The sequence below is a fragment of the Planomonospora algeriensis genome, from assembly GCF_977012225.1.
In genome coordinates, this window is record NZ_CDRNDK010000828.1 from 1 (window position 1) to 1,514 (window position 1,514).

Annotated in this window: 1 protein-coding gene and 1 pseudogene; one reads left to right on the forward strand and one right to left on the reverse strand. The window is 78.3% G+C overall.

Annotated elements, in window-relative coordinates; all coding sequences use genetic code 11:
- Window positions 1-453: 453 nt before the first annotated feature.
- Window positions 454-1,080, forward strand: a pseudogene (locus ACWJ6R_RS36145) (CHAT domain-containing protein); the annotation flags it as partial.
- Window positions 1,081-1,159: 79 nt separating this feature from the next.
- Here the strand turns inward: ACWJ6R_RS36145 and ACWJ6R_RS36150 are convergent.
- On the reverse strand, window positions 1,160-1,514 hold a 355-nt coding region (locus ACWJ6R_RS36150; protein WP_449066516.1), incomplete at its 5' end, for a sulfurtransferase.

Here is a 1,514-nt window from a genome sequence, read left to right on the forward strand (position 1 = left end):
GCCCTCGCCCTCCGGACCGGGCGGGCCCGGACCGTGCTGGCCTGGGCGGAGCGGTGGCGGGCGACCACCGGCGGCGCCGTGGGTCTCGGAGGCACCAAGGAGGGCCGGGTCCCTGCGGGTGCGGAGAGCGCTCAGGGCGTGCAGGGCGCGGGCGTGCCGGGCGTTCAGCGCCTCCGGGGCGTCCGGGGCGTGCAGGGTGATGGGGAGGCCGATCGCGGTGCCGTACCCGGTCCGGAGGAACTGCGTGCGGCGCTGGGCGGCGCCGCGCTGGTCGAGTTCGTCCGCCACGGTGACGAGCTGGCCGTCGTCGCGGTCACCCCCGACAGGGTCCTGCTGCGCCGTCTGGGCTCCCTCGCGGCCGCAGCCGAGGCCGTCGTCCGGCTCCGGTACGGCCTGCGCCGCAGGCACCTGCTCGACGGGGACGCACCCGGCCTGGCCGCGGAGGCGGCGGCGGTGGAGCGGCTGCTCCTCGGCCCGCTCCTCCCCCGCCTGGGCGACCGGCCGCTGGTGATCGTGCCCGCCGGACCGCTGCACACCCTGCCCTGGCCGGTTCTCCCGTCGAACGCGGACCGGCCGGTGACCGTCGCGCCGAGCGCCTCCGCCTGGCTGGCCGCGTCGCGTGCCGTACCCCAAGGCATGGGGGCGGGGACCGCGGCGGTGGCCGGACCGGGTCTGCGCTGCGCCGAGGCGGAGATCCGCATGGTGGCCGCCCGCCGTCCGGGCACCGAGCTGGTCCCCGCGACCCGGCGCGCGGTCCTGGCGTCGCTGGAGCGGGCCGGGGTGGCGCACCTGGCGGCCCACGGGACGTTCAGCCCGCGCAGTCCGCTGCTGTCCGGCATCGATCTCGACGACGGCCGGCTCATGGCCTACGACCTGCTCCGGATCCGCACGCCGCCGGAGCTGGTGGTGCTGTCGGCGTGCGACGCGGGGATGGCGCACGCCCCCGCCGACGGGACGCCGCTGGGGCTGGCGGGGGCGTTCCTGTCATCGGGCACGCGGTGCGTGGTGGCCGGCCTGGTGCCCGTGCGCGATGACGAGACCCTGGCGCTGATGACGGTCTTCCACGGCCTGCTGGCCGCCGGGCGCCGCCCGCGGCGGCGCTCGCCGCGGCGGCCGGGCGGACGGGGACGGCCGGGTTCGCCTGCTTCGGGTACGGGGATCAGCCGGTGGCGACCGGCCGGGAGGGGTCGGCCACCCAGTTGGACCAGGACCCGACGTAGAGGGAGGCCGGGATGCCCGCGACCTCCAGCGCCAGGACCTGGTGGGCGGCCGTCACGCCGGAACCGCAGTAGGTCCCCACCGCGATGCCGGGCACCGCCCCGAGGGTGTTGAACCTCTCCCGCAGGAAGTGCGGCCGGTGGAAGCGCCCGGACGGGTCGATGTTCTCCGTGGTGGGGGCGCTGACCGCCCCGGGGACGTGCCCGGCGACCGGGTCGACCGGCTCGACCTCCCCCCGGTAGCGCTCGGCGGCGCGGGCGTCCAGCAGGATCCCGTCGGCGGCCAGCTCCGCGGCC